Genomic DNA, 19,795 nt, shown 5'->3' with positions numbered 1-19,795 from the left:
AGTGATGTATGCCAGCAAATGTAGTGGTAATAGGTAGCCTGAACATGGACCTGGTCACCCGGGCGCCACGGCTGCCACGCGGCGGTGAAACGCTGATCGGTCATTCTTTTGCTACCGTGTCGGGCGGCAAGGGCGCCAATCAGGCGGTTGCTGCTGCGCGCTTGGGCGCGAGGGTGGCGATGATCGGTTGTGTGGGCAATGACGACTATGGCGTGCAACTGCGCGAGGCGTTATTGACCGAGCACATCGACTGTCGGGCCGTCAGTGTCGTAGAGGGTTGCAGTGGCGTGGCGCTGATCGTAGTCGATGACAACAGCCAGAACGCCATTGTGATTGTCGCCGGTGCCAACGGGGCGATGACCCCAGCAGTTATCGACCGCTTTGATGCAGTCTTGCAGACTGCCGATGTAGTGATCTGTCAGCTTGAGATCCCCGATGCGACAGTCGGGCATGCGCTCAAGCGTGCGCGTGAGTTGGGCAAAACCGTAATCCTCAACCCGGCGCCGGCCAGTCGTCCCTTGCCAGCAGACTGGTTTGCCGCGATTGATTACCTGATTCCCAACGAGAGCGAAGCGGCTGCATTAAGCGGGTTGGCGGTCGACTCGCTGCAGACGGCTGAAACGGCTGCCACTCATTTGATTGCCATGGGTGCCGGCAAAGTCATCGTCACCTTGGGCGCGCAAGGATCGTTGTTCGCCAATGGCGAGGGCTTCGAGCATTTCCCCGCAGCGACGGTGAAGGCGGTAGATACCACGGCAGCGGGTGACACTTTTGTTGGCGGTTTCGCCGCGGCGCTGGCCAGTGGCAAGTCTGAGGCCGAGGCGATTCGCTACGGTCAGATCGCCGCTGCGCTGTCGGTTACCCGTGCCGGTGCGCAACCGTCCATTCCAACCATGTCCGAAGTACAGGCGTTCAGACCCGCATGAAAAAGACTCCTCTGCTCAACGTCGCGCTGTCGCGACTGATCGCGTCTCTCGGTCACGGTGACATGCTGGTGATCGGTGACGCCGGTTTGCCGGTGCCACCGGGTGTTGAATTGATCGATCTGGCGCTCACCCATGGCATCCCTGAATTCGTCAGCACACTGAAAGTCGTGCTCAGCGAAATGCAGGTGGAAAGCCATGTACTGGCCAGGGAGATCTTCGACAAGCAACCGACGGCGCTAGCTGATCTCGATGCATTGAATGAAGAGGGTGCGCTGGGGCGCAGGGATCTGCTCACCCATGAGCAGTTCAAAGTGCTTAGCCGACAGGCAAGGGCGATCATTCGTACAGGAGAATGTCAGCCGTACTGCAACATCGTTCTGGTCGCCGGGGTTACATTCTGATTTCCGATTTCACCTGCACAAGGAATGCGCCATGCAACGCTATGCTGAAAAGTTCCACCAACTGATCCGGAGCCTGCTGCTTTTGTCCGTGATAACTGCGACCGGCGCTCAGGCGGCGGAAAAGATCGACCTGATTATCGACACCGATCCCGGCGCTGACGACGTGGTCGCCTTGCTCTTTGCTCTGGCGTCACCTGATGAACTGAATATCCGTGCGCTGACGACCGTTGCCGGCAATGTGCGACTGGACAAAACATCCCGTAACGCACGGCTGGCTCGCGAATGGGCGGGGCGCGAAGACGTGCCGGTTTACGCCGGCGCGCCGAAACCACTGATGCGCACGCCGATCTACGCCGAGAACATTCATGGCAAGGAAGGCTTGTCGGGCGTCACGGTTCACGAGCCGAAGAAAGGCCTGGCGAAAGGGAATGCGGTCAACTATTTGATCGACACCCTGAAGTCCGCCAAGCCGCACAGCATCACCATTGCCATGCTCGGTCCGCAGACCAACCTGGCGCTGGCATTGATCCAGGAGCCTGAGATTGTTCAAGGCATCAAGGAAGTGGTGATCATGGGCGGGGCGCATTTCAACGGTGGCAACATCACCCCCGTTGCCGAATTCAACCTGTTCGCTGATCCGCAGGCTGCTGAAGTGGTTCTCAAGAGCGGCGTGAAGCTTACGTACCTGCCGCTGGACGTGACGCACAAGATCCTCACCAGTGATGCGCGGCTGAAGCAGATTGCTGCGCTGAACAACAATGCAAGCAAGATCGTAGGCGACATTCTCAACGAGTACATCAAGGGCGATATGGAGCACTACGGTATTCCGGGTGGCCCGGTGCATGACGCCACTGTTGTGGCGTATCTGCTCAAACCGGAGCTGTTTACCGGACGAGCGGTCAATGTCGTGGTGGATAGCAGGGAAGGGCCGACATTCGGGCAGACCATCGTTGACTGGTACGACGGATTGAAAGCACCGAAGAACGCGTTCTGGGTTGAAAATGGTGACGCCCAAGGTTTCTTTGATCTGTTGACCGAGCGCCTGAAACGCCTTAAATAAGCCTGCTAACCCGCAGGCCACGGCCTGCGGGTTTTCATTGTGCCTGCTCGGCCGGTACGATCGGGTATCGTTCGAATACCTGATTGATAAATTGCTGCGCCGCCTCGATTCCCAGCTCCTTGACCAATAGATCAATGCCGATCAACGCCAGCTCTTCCGTCGTGCCGGGGCTGTAAGAGCTGTGTCCGTCTGCCCATTTGGCGTTAATGGCGGCGTCGATACTGAGGCTGGTCATGAGGAGGCTCGAAAGGTCGGGATGTATGTTTTCGAGTTAACCATTTTGCGCGTCGTTAGGCACTGCGACTTAGGCATGAGCGGGGCACTATGCGACACTTGGTCTTTCACGGTTTTTCAGGGACACCGCTGTGCAGATTGACTTGAATTCTCCCGATGGCCTGACTCTTGAGGCTGTACGCCAACTATTGGCCTCGGCCAGCGATGACGTACACAACCAATTGCGCGTGACTAAAGGTGGCATCGCTTATCTGTCCACCGTGACCGGCGGACAGGATATCGACGGTCTGTTGTTTCGCCTGGAAACGTGGGCGAAGGGCTCGGGCTATGTGGGCAATGTCGCAGCCAGCGATGAGGTCTGGGTTATGCAGATCTTCAACGCGCTTAAGGACAACTGGCCAAATCCGTCCGATGACTACATCGACGTTTATTGAGCTGCATTAATATTCAGTCACGATTGTTTGCTGAGTCAGGCGGTGCTGCTCAGGCACACTCGGCATTTTTCCGCTCGTGGGGCAGACATGGCTTCGGCAGTGAAACCAAACGCCGAGCTGGCGGTCGCACGATCTCTGCTTAAACATTTGAAAACAAGGAGGCTTCATGCCTTTGAAGTTCGCGACACTGGGTGCACTTATGGCCGCTGCTCTGTTGGCCGGTTGCAGCACAACCTCCAGCGAGTCGGCAAAGGAGCCCGTGGCGGCTGTTTCAGGTAATAGCCGCTGCGAAGCATCGGCAGCACAATTTGCCATCGGCAAAAAGGCGTCCCCTGAGTTGCTGGATCAGGCGCGCGCCAAGGCTGGGGCGCAAAACGCGCGCTTCCTCAAGCCAAACGACATGATCACTCTGGAATATCGCTCCGATCGCCTGAATCTGAACACTGACAACAATCTGGTGGTTACCCGAGTCAACTGCGGCTGAGCACTTTGTTTCAGGCATAAAAAACCCCGTCACCAGGACGGGGTTTTTTTAGTGCGCCAAGAAATTACTCTGGGCGGACTTGTGCAGCTTGCATACCCTTTTGGCCTTTCTCAGCCACGAAAGAGACGGTCTGGCCTTCTTTCAGGCTTTTGAAACCGTCGGATTCGATAGCTTTGAAGTGTACGAACAGGTCGTCACCGCCACCTTGAGGAGTGATGAAGCCGAAGCCTTTTTCATCGTTGAACCATTTAACGGTGCCGGTTTGGCGATTAGACATGGTGTATCTCCAAGAAACATATATTTTCAGTAGTACTGTGCTGCTCAGGCCAACTGGGCACACCCGGGTATCATAGTCGAAATGTTCGCTTTGGTAGCCCCCCCGGACGTGCTGTTTGCCAATCAGTCGTGTTTTCTTCATCGCCTGTTTTTGCTGTAAGCCCCGGTTTGAAAGGCTTGCAGCGAAACGTAAAGACGATAAAAAAACCTGTAAAACCTGCATAAATCGTCTGAAAAGGCTCATTTCCAACACTTTTTTTCGCCTTTCAGCCGATCAGAATGCTCGGTTTGATTATTTTTTCGCTGGGGTATTTGCCTTGCATTTGGCGATCTGGCCAAGGGCTTTCTGTTGCAGTTCAGGCGTTGCCTTGTTGTCCATCAGTGCCTGAATATCGCTGGCCGGATAGGACTTGATAGCGTCAGCACCGCAAGCGCAGTGGGACTTCGCTGCGGCAGCACCGATCTGTTGGGTGGCAGCCTGGGTGCACTGGGCCATGTACTTTTCGCGCTCGCCTTTGGGCCAGTCGGCATGGGCGCTCAGTGGTAGCAGCAGAACGACGGGGGCGACGACAGCGAATAAGCTTTTCAGACGCATGCGAGGATGCTCCTTGTGGGTCAATGTCTTGTTATCTGAGGGCGCAATGGCCGATCAAGTTCAGCACTCTGGCATAAAAACGGACAATCTGCCTTCAGCCAAATCAGGGCGTAAGCGACCGCTCATCTGTGCTAGCATGCCGGGCTCAAGCGTTCTCAGGCTTCGGATGACCTTCAGTCACGAAGCGGTCGGCGTGCGAATATTTCCGATTTGAATCCCAGTCACTCTGGTTCGGTTTTCCGGTTGGCCGCAAGGCTCCTGCCGCTGTAAGGCAGGCGTTCGTCATTGAATGGCCTGGATCGGATCTTGTACTGGCTCATCCCAACCCACGTGACCTTTGGTAGGGGTCACCACTAGGAGAGGAGGCGCCATGCCAACTATTACTCTTCCCGACGGCAGTCAACGTTCATTCGATCACCCGGTTTCCGTAGCCGAGGTCGCCGCATCCATTGGTGCAGGGCTCGCCAAAGCCACGCTCGCCGGCAAGGTCAATGGCCAACTGGTCGACGCCAGCGACATCATCAGCAGCGACGCGACCCTGCAAATCATTACGCCAAAGGATGAAGAGGGGCTGGAGATCATTCGCCACTCTTGCGCGCACCTGGTTGGCCACGCGGTCAAACAGCTGTACCCGACTGCGAAGATGGTCATCGGCCCGGTCATCGACGAAGGCTTCTATTACGACATCGCTTACGAGCGTCCTTTCACGCCGGAAGACATGGCCGCCATCGAGCAGCGCATGCAGCAGCTGATCGAGAAGGATTACGACGTCATCAAGAAGGTCACTCCGCGCGCTGAAGTGATCGAAGTGTTCAAGGCTCGCGGCGAAGATTACAAGCTGCGCCTGGTCGAAGACATGCCGAACGAGCAGGCCATGGGTCTGTACTATCACGAAGAATACGTCGACATGTGCCGGGGTCCTCACGTCCCGAACACGCGCTTTCTGAAATCCTTCAAGCTGACCAAGCTGTCGGGTGCCTACTGGCGTGGCGATGCCAAGAACGAGCAATTGCAGCGCGTCTACGGTACTGCCTGGGCTGACAAGAAGCAGCTGGCGGCCTACATCCAGCGCATCGAAGAAGCCGAGAAACGCGACCACCGCAAGATCGGCAAGCGTCTGGGCCTGTTCCATACGCAGGAAGAGTCGCCGGGCATGGTGTTCTGGCATCCGAACGGCTGGACGCTGTACCAGGTGCTTGAGCAGTACATGCGCAAGATCCAGCGTGACAACGGCTACCTTGAGATCAAAACTCCGCAAGTCGTCGATCGCAGCCTGTGGGAGAAATCCGGGCACTGGGCCAACTACGCCGACAACATGTTCACCACCCAGTCGGAAAACCGTGACTACGCCATCAAGCCGATGAACTGTCCGTGCCATGTGCAGGTGTTCAATCAGGGCCTGAAAAGCTACCGCGAGTTGCCGATGCGTCTGGCCGAGTTCGGTGCGTGCCACCGTAACGAGCCGTCGGGTGCTTTGCACGGCATCATGCGCGTGCGAGCTTTCACTCAGGACGACGCGCATATCTTCTGCACGGAAGAGCAGATGCAGGCCGAGTCCGCTGCGTTCATCAAGTTGACCATGGACGTCTATCGCGATTTCGGTTTTACCGAAGTCGAAATGAAACTGTCCACTCGTCCGGAAAAACGCGTCGGTTCCGACGAGCTGTGGGATCGCGCTGAAGCTGCATTGGCTGCAGCCCTTGATTCTGCTGGTCTGCCGTACGATCTGCAGCCGGGCGAGGGTGCCTTCTATGGGCCCAAGATCGAGTTCTCGCTAAAAGATTGCCTCGGTCGCGTCTGGCAATGTGGTACCTTGCAGCTCGATTTTAACCTGCCTGTCCGTTTGGGCGCTGAATACGTCTCCGAAGACAACAGCCGCAAACACCCGGTGATGCTGCACCGCGCGATCCTCGGCTCGTTCGAGCGTTTCGTCGGGATTCTGATCGAGCACTACGAAGGTGCGTTCCCTGCCTGGCTGGCGCCAACGCAGGCGGTGATCATGAATATCACTGATAAACAGGCAGATTTTGTTGCAGAGGTTGAAAAAACTCTCAACGAAAGCGGATTTCGTGCCAAGTCCGACTTGAGAAATGAAAAGATCGGCTTTAAAATCCGCGAGCATACTTTGCTCAAGGTTCCCTATCTTTTGGTTATCGGAGATAAGGAAGTCGAGATGCAGACTGTCGCTGTGCGTACTCGTGAAGGTGCTGACCTGGGCTCGATGCCCGTCGCCCAGTTCGCTGAGTTTCTCGCGCAAGCGGTTTCCCGGCGTGGTCGCCCAGATTCGGAGTAATTATTATTAAGCGTGAAATGAGACAAGATAAACGAGCTGCACCGAAAGCCCCGATCAACGAGAATATCTCGGCACGCGAGGTTCGGTTAATTGGCGCTGATGGCGAGCAGATTGGCATCGTCTCGATTGATGAAGCGCTTCGTATCGCTGAAGAAGCAAAGCTTGATCTGGTGGAAATTTCCGCAGACGCAGTCCCGCCTGTTTGCCGGGTGATGGACTACGGCAAGTCGATCTTCGAGAAGAAGAAACAGATTGCCGCGGCGAAGAAAAACCAGAAGCAGATTCAGGTTAAAGAAATCAAGTTTCGTCCAGGGACGGAGGAAGGGGATTACCAGGTAAAACTGCGCAACCTGGTACGTTTCCTGAGTGACGGGGACAGGGCCAAGGTATCCTTGCGATTCCGCGGCCGTGAGATGGCCCACCAGGAGCTGGGGATGGAACTCCTCAAGCGGGTTGAACAAGACCTGCTCGAGTACGGTTCGGTCGAACAGCATCCTAAGATGGAAGGACGCCAGCTGATCATGGTCATCGCCCCGAAAAAGAAGAAGTAATCAACAGGGCACGGCAGGCCTTCTGATTATGTTTATCAACTGAATGCGGAGTATCCGAACATGCCAAAAATGAAAACCAAAAGTGGTGCTGCCAAGCGGTTTCTGAAAACTGCTAACGGCATCAAGCACAAGCACGCTTTCAAGAGCCACATCCTGACTAAAATGTCGACCAAGCGTAAGCGTCAACTGCGCGGTAGCAGCTTGCTGCATCCGTCTGACGTGGCAAAAGTCGAGCGCATGCTGCGCCTTCGTTAATTTAGTCAAGAATAGAGGAAGTAACTCATGGCTCGTGTAAAGCGTGGCGTCATTGCCCGTAAGCGTCACAAAAAAATTCTGAAACTTGCTAAAGGCTACTACGGCGCACGCTCCCGCGTATTCCGTGTTGCCAAGCAAGCGGTAATCAAGGCAGGCCAATACGCCTACCGTGACCGTCGTCAGAAAAAACGTCAGTTCCGCGCTCTGTGGATCGCTCGTATCAACGCCGGTGCTCGTGTTAACGGTCTGTCCTACAGCCGTTTCATCGCTGGCCTGAAAAAAGCGTCCATCGAGATCGACCGCAAGGTTCTGGCTGATCTGGCAGTGAACGAAAAAGCGGCGTTTGCTGCGATTGTCGAGAAAGCTAAAGCCACCTTGGCTTAAGTACCCCCGACAGTCACCCGGCCTCACCTTTGTGAGGTCAGGTGTTAAACGTCATAAATAGGGGAAGAGCCTTCAAGCTCTTCCCCTATTTTGTATCTGGAGTCTGTACATGGAAAACCTGGATGCGCTGGTCGCTCAAGCACTAGAGGCTGTGCAAAGCGCTGAAGATATCAATGCCCTGGAGCAAATCCGGGTTCAATACCTTGGCAAGAAGGGCGAATTGACTCAGGTGATGAAGACCCTGGGAAATCTGCCGGCAGAAGAGCGTCCGCAAGTCGGCGCGCTGATCAACGTTGCCAAGGAACGTGTTACAGGCGTTCTCAATGCGCGCATGGCCCTGTTTGAAGAAGCCGAACTGGCTGCCAAACTGGCTGCAGAATCCATCGACGTGACATTGCCGGGCCGTGGTCAGACCTCTGGCGGCCTGCATCCGGTCACACGGACGCTGGAGCGCGTCGAGCAGTTCTTCACCCGCATTGGCTACGGCATTGCCGAAGGCCCTGAGGTCGAAGACGACTACCACAACTTTGAAGCGCTCAACATCCCAGGCCATCACCCGGCCCGGTCGATGCATGACACCTTCTATTTCAATGCCAACATGCTGCTGCGCACCCATACCTCGCCGGTACAGGTTCGCACCATGGAATCGAAGCAGCCGCCGATCCGCATCGTCTGCCCAGGCCGCGTGTATCGCAGCGACTCCGATATTACTCACTCGCCGATGTTCCACCAGGTCGAAGGCCTGCTGGTTGATCGCGATATCAATTTTGCCGATCTCAAAGGCACCATCGAAGAATTCCTGCGAGTGTTCTTCGAGAAAGAGCTGGCGGTACGTTTCCGTCCATCCTACTTCCCGTTCACCGAGCCATCCGCCGAAGTCGATATGGAATGCGTGATGTGCAGCGGTAAGGGCTGCCGCGTCTGCAAGCAGACTGGCTGGCTGGAAGTGATGGGCTGCGGCATGGTTCACCCGAACGTGCTGCGCATGTCTGGCATTGATCCGGAAGAGTTCTCCGGCTTTGCTTTCGGCATGGGCGTCGAGCGTCTGGCCATGCTCCGTTACGGCGTGAACGACTTGCGTCTGTTCTTCGACAACGACTTGCGGTTCCTCGCGCAATTTCGCTAGTCGTAACGAATTCTTAGGAGAGCAGGATGAAATTCAGTGAACAATGGCTGCGTGGCTGGGTTAGCCCGCAGGTAGATCGCGACGAGCTGGTTGCCCGTCTGTCGATGGCCGGTCTTGAGGTCGATAGCGTTACGCCGGTCGCCGGTGTATTCAGCGGTGTGGTGGTGGGTGAGGTGCTGAGCACCGAACAGCACCCCGACGCCGACAAATTGCGTGTGTGCCAGGTCAGCAATGGCGCGGAAACTTTCCAGGTCGTATGCGGAGCGCCAAACGTGCGTCCGGGCCTGAAAATTCCGTTCGCCATGATCGGCGCAGAACTGCCGGGCGACTTCAAGATCAAGAAAGCCAAGCTGCGCGGCGTCGAGTCCAACGGCATGCTGTGCTCGCAGGCCGAGTTGCAGGTCGGTGAAGGCAACGACGGTCTGATGGAGCTGCCGGCCGATGCGCCGGTGGGCGAAGATTTTCGTGTGTACCTGGATCTGGAAGACGCCAGCATCGAGGTCGATCTGACCCCGAACCGTGGTGACTGCCTCTCCTTGGCCGGTCTGGCCCGTGAAGTCGGCGCGCTGTACGCCGCGCCGGTAACGCGTCCGGTGGTGGCCACCGTTCCTGCCGCTCATGACGAAGTGCGCTCGGTCGAAGTGCTCGCGCCAGCCGCGTGCCCGCGTTATCTGGGTCGTGTGATCCGTAACGTTGATTTGTCCAAGCCGACGCCGCTGTGGATGGTTGAGCGTCTGCGTCGCGCCGACGTGCGCAGCATCGACGCTGCCGTCGACATCACCAACTACGTGATGCTCGAGCTGGGTCAGCCGCTGCATGCGTTCGATCTCGCCGAAATCAATGGCGGCATTCGCGTGCGCATGGCTGAAGAGGGTGAGAAGCTGGTTCTGCTCGATGGTCAGGAAGTCAGCCTGCGTAGCGATACGCTGGTCATCGCCGACCATACTCGCGCCTTGGCGATCGCCGGTGTCATGGGTGGCGAGCACAGCGGTGTTTGCGCGACCACGCGCGATGTGTTTCTGGAATCCGCGTTCTTCGATCAGATCGCTGTTGCCGGCAAGGCCCGTTCCTACGGCCTGCACACCGACGCTTCGCATCGTTATGAGCGTGGCGTTGACTGGCAACTGGCCCGTGAAGCCATGGAGCGAGCCACGGGCCTGCTGCAGGAAATCACTGGCGGCGAAGCTGGTCCGATCATCGAGACTGTCAGCGAGCAACATCTGCCGTCGATCGCTCCGATCACTCTGCGTGCCCAGCGCATCGCGCAAATGCTCGGGATGGAAATGGATTCAGCTCAGGTTGAAAGCCTGCTCAGCGGGCTGGGTCTGAAGATTACCGCCGATGGAGCAGGGCAGTGGCGCGTTGAAGTGCCAAGCCATCGCTTCGACATCAGCCTGGAAGTCGATCTGATCGAAGAGCTGGCCCGTCTTTATGGCTACAACCGTCTGCCGGTTCGTTACCCGCAAGCGCGTCTGGCACCACAAGCCAAGGCAGAAGCGCGCAGCGATCTGCCTGAGCTGCGCCGTCTGCTGGTTGCTCGTGGTTACCAGGAGGCGATCACTTACAGCTTCATCGAGCCGCGTCAGTTCGAACTGTTCAATCCGGGCGTCGAGCCTCTGTTGCTGGCCAATCCGATTTCCAATGACATGGCTGCCATGCGTTCGTCGTTGTGGCCGGGCCTGATCAAGGCGCTGCAACACAACCTCAATCGCCAACAGGATCGAGTGCGTCTGTTCGAAAGCGGACTGCGATTCATCGGCCAGCTCGAAGGTCTGAAGCAAGAGCCGATGTTGTCGGGTGTGGTGTGTGGCAGCCGCCTGCCGGAAGGCTGGGCACAGGGTCGCGATACGGTGGACTTCTTCGACGTCAAGGCTGACGTGGAAGCGGTGCTGGGCTTCGCCGGTGCGCTGGATTCGTTCACCTTTGCTCCGGGCAAACACCCGGCGTTGCACCCGGGCCAAGCCGCGCGCATCGAACGCGAAGGTCGTGAAGTCGGTTTCATCGGCGCCATTCATCCTGAATTGTCGAAAGCGCTGGGCCTGGATCGTCCGGTGTTCGTCTTCGAGCTGGTTCTGGCGGAGGTGGCGCTCGGTAAAATGCCGAAATTCCACGAGTTGTCGCGCTTTCCTGAAGTGCGTCGTGACCTTGCACTGATCGCGTACAAAGACGTCGCGGCCTCGGCGGTGCTGGACGTAATCCGTGAAAATGCAGGCGAATGGCTCACAGAGCTCAGGCTGTTTGACGTATATCAGGGTAAAGGTATTGATCCTGATAGAAAAAGCCTTGCAGTCGGCTTGACCTGGCAGCATCCATCGCGCACTCTTAATGACGATGAGGTGAACACGACGACGCAAAATATCCTCACCTCGCTCGAACAAAGGTTGAACGCCACGTTAAGGAAGTGACGTATGGGGGCTTTGACGAAAGCTGAGATGGCGGAACGTCTGTATGAAGAGCTGGGCCTGAACAAGCGGGAAGCCAAGGAATTGGTTGAACTGTTTTTCGAGGAAATCAGGCACGCTCTTGAAGACAACGAGCAGGTAAAATTGTCCGGTTTCGGCAATTTCGACCTTCGGGACAAACGCCAGCGGCCTGGCCGCAACCCGAAAACGGGGGAAGAAATCCCGATCACGGCTCGCCGTGTGGTCACCTTTCGTCCAGGGCAGAAGTTGAAGGCCCGAGTTGAGGCTTATGCTGGAACCAAGTCATAACGACGAACTCCCCGTCATCCCGGGCAAACGCTACTTCACCATTGGTGAAGTCAGTGAGCTGTGTGCCGTAAAGCCACACGTGCTGCGCTACTGGGAGCAGGAGTTTCCTCAGCTCAATCCCGTCAAACGCCGCGGAAACCGCCGGTATTATCAGCGCCAGGATGTGCTGATGATCCGGCAAATTCGCGCGCTCCTTTACGATCAGGGTTTTACCATCGGCGGTGCACGTTTGCGCTTGTCCGGCGACGAAGCCAAAGACGACACTACCCAGTACAAACAGATGATTCGGCAGATGATTGCCGAATTGGAAGACGTGCTGGTTGTACTCAAGAAATAAAAAGCTGCGTTTGAATACTTCCAGTTTTCAAACGCTTGCGATATATTCTTGAGCGTTCTTCAAGGTGGAGAACGAAACGCAACATCAGTCGGGGCGTAGCGCAGTCCGGTAGCGCACTAGCATGGGGTGCTAGGGGTCGAGTGTTCGAATCACTCCGTCCCGACCATACAATTCAACGACTTAGCCGCTTTCGAGCGGCTTTGTTGTTTCTGGCAGGATGATTCTGGAACCTGTCTTCTTAGGGTGTGTCGTGTTTTTATGCCCGCTCGTCAAGTAAATCGCACTCCTTGTCTGCACATTTCTCTAATTACTAAGCGCAGCCTGTGCGCCACTGACGGGAGAAGATGATGATAGAAGACAACAACGGCCCTGAAGCGCCATATCCAGGGCCAAGCGAGCAAACGCCTGAATCTGGCGAGGGGCACGATTCTGGTCTGGAGCGGGCTGTCTCCGAGCCAAAGCAGGGTACCGACGAACGCCCAGAAGACTGGAATCCTCCACCTGGCAATCCTGGCTCTGATCAAGATGCCCAGACGGGCCGCGACAACGGCGGCGCGAAAAAAGCGCAATGAACTCATCTCGCACAAGACCCGGCCCTCGCGCCGGGTTTTTTATTGCTGCCGAATCGTGGTTAAGGATCCGATCCACAATCGCTCTGCGCTGGTGACGCTTTTCGATTGAAACTTCCTTGTCGACGAGACGATCTGTTGAACACCGGCAAACAGGAGTTCAAAAATGAAATGTTATCTATGCGGCCTCGAGGCGAAGGTAGCGGAAGAAGCTCATGGCGGCGAACTTATCGATTGTTCGGACTGCGGCATTTATAGAATTTCGGGCTTGGTTCTGAAAGAACTAACTATCAAGAAAATCAACTTTACGGACATGCGAGACGACCTTCACCGCCAGCGGCAGTTCAACGCTACCGAAGTGGCGGAGATCAATACGGAGACGGTCATCTGGGCTTGAGCAAGCAGCTTTTAAGAGTCGAAGCTGAGCGGCGCCGGCGGCTGGATGCTTTGTCCAGGCGCCGGCAACAAGCATGTCTACTCTACGATGCAGATCCAGCGGTGGTTGTATCGGTAAGGCGCTCTAGTGAAATGAACGTCTGACACCATCTTCATGCCACGCTTTTCAAGCGCTTTGGTCAGTTGTACGAGTGTCTCTGCCTGGATAGTCATTGCTGTCACCTCGTCAGATTTACTGCGTTCATAATTCTTGACCGAGGGATCAGGCAGCTAATTCATTTTTTCTACGGCAATCATTAAGGTCGTGTGGGCATGAAATGCCAAGTCATACTTCACTTCGTGCCCACGACCTCGCTCCATTCAAGTCCGAACCGCCCTAGATACTTCCTCAGGCGATCGGCGTCATTGGGCTGCGCTTTGGCCTGTCGAGAGACAGCGAAGAGCTGCCGGCCGGCATCGGAAAGGCTATCCGCCCGTCGGCATACCTCAATAACCGCTTTCAGCTGCAAGCGGTCGAACAAATCCATGTTCTCGCCGTCCCCCGGCAAGTCGGCTGATGCTGCAGTGGGTTGCGCCAGTCTCCACGCATACCGCAGCCGATCGATCTCCTCCTCTACCTGCGCTTCATCTATGCGCCCGCTATCGGCCAAAGTCGCCATTCGGGTAATCGATGCGGACAGTTCGCGAAAGTTGCCCAGCCAGGCTGCTTCAGGTGAACTGGCGAAGGTCAGGTAGCGCCGGCGTGCTTCGAGATTGAAGCGCACCCGCTCACCCTGTTCGTGAGCATGGCGTTCCAGCTCGAAATCAATATTTGGCTCGATATCCTCGCGGCGACCGGCGAGGCCGGGCAGATCGAACGTCCACAAGTTGATGCGCGCATACAGATCTTCGCGAAACAAGCCTTCGGCGACTCGACTTCGCAGATCGCGGTGTGTGCCGGCGATGATCAGGAAGTCGCTCTCGACTTCCTTGTCCGAACCCAATGGGAAGAAGCGTTTCTCTTCGATTGCCTTCAACAGCATCGCCTGTTCGTCTGCGCCGAGCTCGCCGATTTCATCGAGAAACAACATTCCACCATCGGCAGCGCGCAACAAGCCATCGCGAGGATTTTGCGCGCCTGTGAAGGCACCTTTGACGTGGCCGAACAGGGCCGACATTGCGCCGTCACCGCGCAGGGTGGCGCAGTTGACTTCGACGAAGCGTCCCTGCATTTGATGGCGACTGCGCTTGAGTTCGTAGATGCGTCGCGCCAAGAAGGATTTGCCCGCGCCTGTCGGGCCGATCAGCAGCATGGGCGCTCTTGAGCGCAGGGCCACGCGCTCGATTTGCGCGATGGAGCGGTTGAATGCGGCGTTGCGTGTAGCGATACCGGACTTGAGAAATGCCAAGCCTTCGAGGCGTTTGCTGGCGAAGCGTGAGGCGATGCGATCATAGCGCGACAGGTCGAGATCGATCAGCGTATGCGTGCCGCAGGCGGGCTCGTCATCGCTCTTGCGTTTGGTGGGGGAGGTCTGGACCAGTCTGGCCGGCAGATAGCGCGCTTCGGTGAGCAGAAACCAGCAAATCTGCGCGACGTGGGTGCCGGTAGTGATGTGGACGAGGTAATCCTCGTGCTCGGTGTCAAAATGGTAAGTGGTGGTGAAGTCGTGCAGGGCGCCGTAGACCTCTTCGAAGTCCCAAGGGTTGCGCAGCGACATCGGATGCAGGCGCACGTCGGTCGCTGGAGATTGCTGCTGGATGTCGGCTCGGACGCGCTCGGCGAGGCTCACGTCGCGAGCATCGAGGCCGTGAATCAGTTCAAGCCGATGGACTGGCAAATCTGCTTGCTGGCAAAGGCCCACGGTTGGCCGCCAGTGATTCCAACGGTTGGCGCCTTTGCCGACACGATCCAGGGTGGCTCCGATGAATCCAATGACGACGGTGCGCTTACCAGACATGTTTATCTCATAAGATAAATAACGATAGGCAATAATAATTTTTAGAGAGGGTTTTGTCTTTTCTGATTTAAGAATTCAATCTTTTTCGAGAATAAAAACGATATAAATCAAGAACATAAATAAAAAATCATGTCTGCGCTCGAATCTGGCACAGCGGCTGCAATGCTTGGATAAACGAACAGGGACACCACAATATGAATGATCAGAGCTACCAACTTCTCGAAGTCGCCGACGGCAAGCCAATCAAACTCTGGACCGAAGGCGTTCCGGTAGAAAACGAAGCCCGTGCACAGTTGATGAACACCGCGAAGATGCCCTTCATCTTCAAACATCTGGCCGTGATGCCGGACGTGCACCTGGGGAAAGGGTCAACCATCGGCAGCGTGATACCAACGGTTGGCGCGATCATCCCGGCGGCGGTGGGGGTCGACATCGGCTGCGGCATGATCGCAGCGCGTACATCACTGACCGCTGCGGATCTGCCGGACAACCTGCATGGTTTGCGCAGCGCCATCGAGCAAGCGGTCCCCCATGGCCGCAGTTCGGATCGTTCGCGGCGAGACAAAGGCGCCTGGGACAAGATTCCGCAGCAAGCCGATCAGGCCTGGGCGGGTTTGCAGCCACGCTTCAGATTGATCACCGACAAGTATCCGAAGCTGGCCAACACCAACAACCGTGGGCATTTGGGGACACTCGGCAGCGGCAACCACTTCATTGAAGTGTGCCTGGATGAAGCCAATCGGGTCTGGTTCATGCTGCACAGTGGTTCGCGTGGTGTCGGCAATGCGATTGGCAATCTGTTCATTCAGATGGCGCAAGCGGATATGCGTCAGCACATCGCCAATCTGCCGGACCGTGATCTGGCCTATTTCGAAGAGGGCAGCCGACATTTTGATGACTATGTGGAGGCAGTGGGCTGGGCGCAGGACTTCGCCAGACAGAATCGTGAACTGATGATGCGCGCGGTGATTCAGGCCACGCGGCAGGTCATTCGCAAGCCTTTCGAAGTCGCATTGGAAGCGGTGAATTGCCATCACAACTACGTGCAGAAAGAGCGGCATTTCGGTGAAGACGTCCTGATCACCCGTAAAGGTGCGGTGTCGGCGAAGAAGGGCGAACTGGGGATCATTCCGGGCTCGATGGGCGCCTAGAGTTTCATTGTGCGCGGGCTGGGCAATGAAGAGTCGTTCAGTTCCTGCAGCCACGGCGCCGGGCGCACCATGAGTCGCACCAAGGCCAAGAGTACCTTCACCGTCGCTGACCAGATTCGCGCCACTGCGCATGTGGAATGCCGCAAGGACGAAGCGGTCATCGACGAAATTCCGATGGCCTACAAGGACATCGACAAAGTCATGCACGCCCAGCGCGAGTTGGTGGAAGTGCTGCACACGCTGCGTCAGGTGGTGTGCGTTAAAGGATAAGGATGTGCAATGAAAGAAATCATTGAACTGGACGGTGCAATCGGCGGCGGTCAGGTGTTGCGCAGTGCGCTGAGCCTGTCGATGGTGACAGGCCGGGCGTTTCGGATTAAACAGATTCGCGCCAGACGCAGCCGTCCGGGACTGCTGCGTCAGCATCTGACGGCAGTAATGGCGGCGGCCGAGGTTTGCGGTGCGCAGATATCCGGTGCGCATTTGGGTTCGCAGGCCTTGAGCTTTGAACCGGGCGCAATCCGTGCAGGCGATTTTCAATTCGCCATCGGCACAGCGGGCAGTTGTACTTTGGTGTTGCAGACACTGTTGCCCGCGTTGATGCGAGCACCGCAGGCGAGTCGGGTGACGATCACTGGCGGCACGCACAATCCGCTGGCGCCGCCGACTGATTTTCTCTCGCGCAGTTGGCTACCGCTGCTGCGGCGCATGGGCGGCGATGTCGAACTGGACTTGGTGCGTCATGGTTTTGTGCCGGCTGGCGGTGGCGAGATTGCAGTAAGGGTGCAGCCGTCACACCTGACGCGGCTGAATCTGTGTGAGCGCGGCAAGTCAATTTCACGACAGGCTCTGGCACTGACTGCCGGACTTGCGCCTACCGTTGCTCAGCGTGAACTCACGCATGTCGCCAAGCGTCTGAATTGGCCGTCGGATGCGCTGCAACAGATGACCATTGAGCCGGCGCGCGGTCCGGGAAATGTGCTGTTGTTGGAGTACGTTTTTGAGCACGTCACTGAGGTGTTCAGTGCGTTTGGCCAAGTGTCGTTACGTGCCGAGAAGGTGGCCGATACCGCAATCAATCAGGCTGTCGACTGGCTGCGCAGTGATGCTGCGGTGGCAGAGCATCTGGCCGATCAGTTGCTGTTGCCGATGGCGCTGGCTGGTGGCGGAACGTTGACCACGCCGCGCATGACGGATCATCTGCGCAGTAACATCGAAGTTATCCAGCTGTTTTTGCCGGTTTGTTTTGATTGTCGAGAGGAGGGCGCTGCTCGATTGCGAATAGAGATTTTACAGACTGATTAGTACCGGCCTGCAATCCCGAAAGTCGTCGCAAAACCTCCCTGAGAGCGCCGCTAGCCTTCAGCCACTAGCACATCTGACCTAATTGCCCCTGTACCGACTCGACTTTAAAGTCCTTTCGCTTGGCAGCTGACTGTCAAACTTCTTTGGTATGAAAATCAAAAGGTCGATCTGCTATGAACTCATCAAGGACAATCCCGGGTCTCGCTTTATTCGCAACTTTGGCACTCGCGGTCAGTGGATGCCAGACTGTCAAACCGGGAGAGAGTGATCTCAAGAATCGGGCACAGACCACCATCGGCAAACCGGTTATCAAGGTTTCCAACATCCGCAACGACTTCAACACAACCTTCTACAACGCTCAAACCGAAAACGGCGAGTACACTTGCGAGTTGCCGAGCGGGCCGATGGTTGCTCTGGGTTCCATGGGTATGGGCCTGGGCGCTCAGTGCACCAAACAATGACGAATCAGTTCCTTCGCAGCTGAAATAAAAAGGCCAATGTCGATGACATTGGCCTTTTTATTAACGAATACCTGGATCAGTTGGTCTTCGAATTCAGCTTGCGCAGTTCTTCATAAGTTGCCGATTGCACGAACCAGAAGCCGGAGATGATGCACCAGCTCAAGGTGCCGCCTACGAACATCCCGAGACCCGAAAGAAAGCTCTGGCTCATCATGAACAGGGACACGATCAGGATGACCGCCAGTGCGATGTAGAGGACGATGTTGTTGACGCCGATGACGAAATCTTTCATTTGCATTCCTTGGGTGTATTTTCCTCTGGCCACCCTCTATGGTGGCCAGTGCGCGCATCATATTGATATCACCCTGCGCTGCCTAGTTTCGGCATCTGAATTTTATTCACAAATAGCAATATCCTTGTTACTGAACCGGTTTTTTGTCCAGGTCACTGGAGTCGCTCGACGTCGCAGCATCTTTTTCCGTCTCATGCGGCTGGGAGCCTGAGTTGGCGCCCGAGGACTCTTCGCCTTTCTTGTTCGCCTTCTCATCATGATCGCGAGAGCTTTCTGCCTGATTAACACCGGGCAGAGCGGTAGCAGGGGTGGCGGCGCCCGCTGTCGTCTCGGCAGCCGAAGCGTGGAATGGGCCGATCAGGCACAGGCTGAAAAACGACAGAGCAAAGATTTTCTTGTTCATCTCGTGGGCCTTCTACGCAAGGAATGTACTGTTTTGGATAGGTTCGCCTGCCAAAGGTGCGCGCCATTGGACGAGCGGCGAAGACTGCTCTGTATCTCCCCTGATAAAAAATTCCCGACAGCAGGCAAATTGCTGGCCCCCAGAGATAATGCACCCCGGCAAAATCGCGTTTTTTCAAAAGGTTAGGTTGGCTATATGCGGACGATTGTCATCACCGTTGCGACGCTTTCCCTGGCTTGGATCGCTTCGGGTGTGCAGGCAAAAGAGTTAAGCAAGGGCCATCGCTTCGCCTGCACCTGGGGTTCGGATATTGCTGCCGGTGCGCAGCGATCCAAGCTGTCGGGAGTTTCGCTGTACGGCGCGCGTAAGCAACTGCAGGTTCGCCGGTTCCAGCAGCCCTGGATGCGCATGACTGCGATGGGGATTACCGAGCAGACCTACAACAGCAGTTCGAAGCTTAAACCGGCGGCGGTCAAGCAAACCTATTACGAACAATGCGTACGCCACGAGTTGGCACGGCGATAAGCAAAAAGCCCGACCTGAAGTGGTTGGGCTTTTTTTGTACTTTTTGGATTTTGGCGGAGCATTCAGTCGACGATCACGCGTTCGTTGTCGTCGTCACTCAAGCACACTGTCAACTGCTGGCCATCTTTGGTAAACGCGCAATGCGGCAACGACATCTGTCTGGCGATATAAATGGGCACGCCAATAAACACTGACGCTATCACTATCGCCATGACCGATCTGGCGATCATCGCCCAAAGCGAGGGAGCGCCTTGCTTCTTGAGCCTTGAACGCAAAAACAGACCGAGCCCCAACAACACCGCACCGATCAGCATCGCGCTGCCGATTTCATGAGGGCTGATGCTATAGATCCTTTGTTCCGCGTCGTCCGGATAATTGATTTGCCACCAGACGCCTATGGCCAAAGGCATAACGCCCGCCAGTATGCAGGCATGAATCGCTCCCGGCATGCGCACCAGCAGAGCCAACAACAAAGCCACGGTAGCGGCGACCCAGCCAATGGCGAACAACTGGCCGCCCATTCCGCCCATAAAGGTACCGCCGACGTCGATCGGAGTGAGCAGATACCAGTCATAAAAAGCGCTGTGCAGTACAACCGAACCTACAGCAAGCCAGCAAATCGGGTAGTAGATCCAGAGGGCATTGGGGCGGGTTAACACACTCATTCCTTGTTGTGATGTCGGAAGGGG

The 19,795-nt window shown here is 56.3% G+C and carries 24 protein-coding genes, 1 tRNA gene and 1 pseudogene; 19 read left to right on the top strand and 7 right to left on the bottom strand.

What is annotated here, in order from left to right:
* Window positions 1-8: 8 nt before the first annotated feature.
* The 3 genes from rbsK to CXF97_RS19395 are packed head-to-tail and all read left to right on the top strand — an operon-like array spanning window position 9 to window position 2,387.
* Window positions 9-926, top strand: a complete 918-nt coding sequence (rbsK, locus tag CXF97_RS19405; RefSeq protein ID WP_101159968.1) for a ribokinase — start codon at window positions 9-11, stop codon at window positions 924-926.
* Window positions 923-1,327: a D-ribose pyranase gene (gene rbsD / locus CXF97_RS19400; protein WP_101159966.1), complete on the top strand. Its 405-nt coding sequence runs from the start codon at window positions 923-925 to the stop codon at window positions 1,325-1,327. The genes rbsK and rbsD overlap by 4 nt, the downstream gene beginning before the upstream one ends.
* 31 nt (window positions 1,328-1,358) lie before the next feature.
* Window positions 1,359-2,387: a nucleoside hydrolase gene (locus CXF97_RS19395; RefSeq protein WP_101159962.1), complete on the top strand. Its 1,029-nt coding sequence runs from the start codon at window positions 1,359-1,361 to the stop codon at window positions 2,385-2,387.
* 34 nt (window positions 2,388-2,421) lie between these two features.
* On the opposite strand, the gene CXF97_RS19390 is transcribed toward CXF97_RS19395, so the two are convergent.
* A complete protein-coding gene (locus CXF97_RS19390) occupies window positions 2,422-2,622 on the bottom strand; it encodes a hypothetical protein (protein WP_101159959.1) in 201 nt (66 codons plus the stop codon).
* A 130-nt stretch (window positions 2,623-2,752) separates the two neighbouring features.
* Here CXF97_RS19390 and CXF97_RS19385 point away from each other — a divergent pair, with 130 nt between their 5' ends.
* Together CXF97_RS19385 and CXF97_RS19380 are read left to right on the top strand one after the other, a co-directional pair.
* Entirely contained in the window at window positions 2,753-3,055 is a 303-nt protein-coding gene (locus CXF97_RS19385; protein WP_101159945.1) for a hypothetical protein, read from the top strand.
* Window positions 3,056-3,221: 166 nt separating this feature from the next.
* On the top strand, window positions 3,222-3,539 hold the full coding sequence (locus tag CXF97_RS19380; protein ID WP_101159943.1) for an I78 family peptidase inhibitor: 318 nt from the start codon (window positions 3,222-3,224) through the stop codon (window positions 3,537-3,539).
* A 64-nt stretch (window positions 3,540-3,603) separates the two neighbouring features.
* Here the strand turns inward: CXF97_RS19380 and CXF97_RS19375 are convergent, their stop codons facing one another.
* Entirely contained in the window at window positions 3,604-3,816 is a 213-nt protein-coding gene (locus CXF97_RS19375; protein WP_003179963.1) for a cold-shock protein, read from the bottom strand.
* 291 nt (window positions 3,817-4,107) lie between these two features.
* The gene (locus CXF97_RS19370; protein WP_101159941.1) at window positions 4,108-4,410 is read right to left on the bottom strand and encodes a hypothetical protein; all 303 of its coding nucleotides are present in this window, start codon (window positions 4,408-4,410) and stop codon (window positions 4,108-4,110) included.
* Between the two features lie 370 nt (window positions 4,411-4,780).
* Between CXF97_RS19370 and thrS the strand changes: the two genes are divergently transcribed.
* The 10 genes from thrS to CXF97_RS19315 all read left to right on the top strand — a co-directional run bounded on the left by thrS (window position 4,781) and on the right by CXF97_RS19315 (window position 13,033).
* The gene (gene thrS, locus CXF97_RS19365; protein WP_024012407.1) at window positions 4,781-6,703 is read left to right on the top strand and encodes a threonine--tRNA ligase; all 1,923 of its coding nucleotides are present in this window, start codon (window positions 4,781-4,783) and stop codon (window positions 6,701-6,703) included.
* Window positions 6,703-7,254 (top strand): translation initiation factor IF-3, encoded by a 552-nt coding sequence (gene infC, locus CXF97_RS19360; protein ID WP_169432615.1) that lies wholly within the window; start codon window positions 6,703-6,705, stop codon window positions 7,252-7,254. The genes thrS and infC overlap by 1 nt, the downstream gene beginning before the upstream one ends.
* Window positions 7,255-7,314: 60 nt before the next feature.
* Window positions 7,315-7,509 (top strand): 50S ribosomal protein L35, encoded by a 195-nt coding sequence (rpmI, locus tag CXF97_RS19355; RefSeq protein ID WP_002553160.1) that lies wholly within the window; start codon window positions 7,315-7,317, stop codon window positions 7,507-7,509.
* A gap of 27 nt (window positions 7,510-7,536) precedes the next feature.
* Window positions 7,537-7,893, top strand: a complete 357-nt coding sequence (rplT, locus tag CXF97_RS19350; RefSeq protein ID WP_002553161.1) for a 50S ribosomal protein L20 — start codon at window positions 7,537-7,539, stop codon at window positions 7,891-7,893.
* Window positions 7,894-8,002: 109 nt separating this feature from the next.
* Window positions 8,003-9,019 carry a phenylalanine--tRNA ligase subunit alpha gene (gene pheS / locus CXF97_RS19345; RefSeq protein ID WP_101159939.1) on the top strand — a complete coding sequence of 339 codons (1,017 nt, stop codon included), beginning with the start codon at window positions 8,003-8,005 and terminating at the stop codon, window positions 9,017-9,019.
* Between the two features lie 26 nt (window positions 9,020-9,045).
* Window positions 9,046-11,424, top strand: a complete 2,379-nt coding sequence (gene pheT / locus CXF97_RS19340) for a phenylalanine--tRNA ligase subunit beta (RefSeq protein ID WP_101159937.1) — start codon at window positions 9,046-9,048, stop codon at window positions 11,422-11,424.
* A gap of 3 nt (window positions 11,425-11,427) precedes the next feature.
* Window positions 11,428-11,730 carry an integration host factor subunit alpha gene (ihfA, locus tag CXF97_RS19335; protein ID WP_002553164.1) on the top strand — a complete coding sequence of 101 codons (303 nt, stop codon included), beginning with the start codon at window positions 11,428-11,430 and terminating at the stop codon, window positions 11,728-11,730.
* Window positions 11,711-12,067 (top strand): MerR family transcriptional regulator, encoded by a 357-nt coding sequence (locus tag CXF97_RS19330; RefSeq protein WP_003179985.1) that lies wholly within the window; start codon window positions 11,711-11,713, stop codon window positions 12,065-12,067. Before ihfA ends, CXF97_RS19330 begins: the two co-directional genes overlap by 20 nt.
* Before the next feature lie 89 nt (window positions 12,068-12,156).
* A tRNA-Pro gene (locus CXF97_RS19325) sits at window positions 12,157-12,233 on the top strand.
* Between the two features lie 569 nt (window positions 12,234-12,802).
* The gene (locus tag CXF97_RS19315) at window positions 12,803-13,033 is read left to right on the top strand and encodes a hypothetical protein (protein ID WP_101159921.1); all 231 of its coding nucleotides are present in this window, start codon (window positions 12,803-12,805) and stop codon (window positions 13,031-13,033) included.
* Window positions 13,034-13,364: 331 nt separating this feature from the next.
* Here CXF97_RS19315 and rtcR read toward each other — a convergent pair whose 3' ends face one another.
* Complete coding sequence (gene rtcR / locus CXF97_RS19310; protein WP_101159920.1) at window positions 13,365-14,969, bottom strand: RNA repair transcriptional activator RtcR; 1,605 nt, start codon at window positions 14,967-14,969, stop codon at window positions 13,365-13,367.
* A 194-nt stretch (window positions 14,970-15,163) separates the two neighbouring features.
* Here rtcR and CXF97_RS19305 point away from each other — a divergent pair.
* The 3 genes and pseudogenes from CXF97_RS19305 (at window position 15,164) to CXF97_RS19295 (ending at window position 17,886) form a co-directional block, all read left to right on the top strand.
* Window positions 15,164-16,390, top strand: a pseudogene (locus CXF97_RS19305) (RtcB family protein).
* 9 nt (window positions 16,391-16,399) lie between these two features.
* Window positions 16,400-17,425 (top strand): RNA 3'-terminal phosphate cyclase, encoded by a 1,026-nt coding sequence (rtcA, locus tag CXF97_RS19300; protein WP_101159919.1) that lies wholly within the window; start codon window positions 16,400-16,402, stop codon window positions 17,423-17,425.
* A 173-nt stretch (window positions 17,426-17,598) separates the two neighbouring features.
* Window positions 17,599-17,886 (top strand): hypothetical protein, encoded by a 288-nt coding sequence (locus CXF97_RS19295; RefSeq protein ID WP_101159918.1) that lies wholly within the window; start codon window positions 17,599-17,601, stop codon window positions 17,884-17,886.
* A 76-nt stretch (window positions 17,887-17,962) separates the two neighbouring features.
* On the opposite strand, the gene CXF97_RS19290 is transcribed toward CXF97_RS19295, so the two are convergent.
* Window positions 17,963-18,178: a hypothetical protein gene (locus CXF97_RS19290; protein WP_101159917.1), complete on the bottom strand. Its 216-nt coding sequence runs from the start codon at window positions 18,176-18,178 to the stop codon at window positions 17,963-17,965.
* Between the two features lie 127 nt (window positions 18,179-18,305).
* On the bottom strand, window positions 18,306-18,581 hold the full coding sequence (locus CXF97_RS19285) for a hypothetical protein (RefSeq protein WP_101159913.1): 276 nt from the start codon (window positions 18,579-18,581) through the stop codon (window positions 18,306-18,308).
* 195 nt (window positions 18,582-18,776) lie between these two features.
* Between CXF97_RS19285 and CXF97_RS19280 the strand changes: the two genes are divergently transcribed.
* Entirely contained in the window at window positions 18,777-19,106 is a 330-nt protein-coding gene (locus CXF97_RS19280) for a hypothetical protein (RefSeq protein WP_101159909.1), read from the top strand.
* A 62-nt stretch (window positions 19,107-19,168) separates the two neighbouring features.
* On the opposite strand, the gene CXF97_RS19275 is transcribed toward CXF97_RS19280, so the two are convergent.
* Window positions 19,169-19,771 carry a hypothetical protein gene (locus tag CXF97_RS19275; RefSeq protein WP_101159908.1) on the bottom strand — a complete coding sequence of 201 codons (603 nt, stop codon included), beginning with the start codon at window positions 19,769-19,771 and terminating at the stop codon, window positions 19,169-19,171.
* Window positions 19,772-19,795: the final 24 nt, after the last annotated feature.

The organism is Pseudomonas sp. Choline-02u-1 (assembly GCF_002836515.1).
Taxonomy (GTDB): domain Bacteria; phylum Pseudomonadota; class Gammaproteobacteria; order Pseudomonadales; family Pseudomonadaceae; genus Aquipseudomonas.
This window is presented reverse-complemented; position numbering and strand designations above follow the sequence as displayed.